We start from the raw sequence: 240 nt of genomic DNA, 5'->3' as shown, positions 1-240 counted from the left end.
GACACCAACTCCGGTGAGGCCGAGCATGTCTACAGTGGTGATCGAAGAACCGTCGCTGGACACGGGTACGATTACGGGAATGTTGCCGTTGTCAGTGACCTGCGGCTGTCCGTCAAAGTTGTTGATCCTGACCTGGCTAAATCGATTGGCTGTCTCCCCTTCAACAACAAATGTATTTTCCGATATCTGAGCAGTCAAATTAGTCGGGCTTGGCAAAATCTCAACAGTTTGATCTGCAAA

The 240-nt window shown here is 49.6% G+C and carries 1 protein-coding gene; it reads right to left on the bottom strand.

All coding sequences use genetic code 11. The annotated features are described in order from the left end of the window. Positions 1–240: hypothetical protein (locus TW83_RS21920; RefSeq protein ID WP_204245800.1), on the bottom strand; the 240-nt coding region annotated here is incomplete at both ends.

Source organism: Paracoccus sp. S4493 (assembly GCF_000967735.1).
In the GTDB taxonomy this organism is placed as follows: domain Bacteria; phylum Pseudomonadota; class Alphaproteobacteria; order Rhodobacterales; family Rhodobacteraceae; genus Paracoccus; species Paracoccus marcusii.
This window is presented reverse-complemented; position numbering and strand designations above follow the sequence as displayed.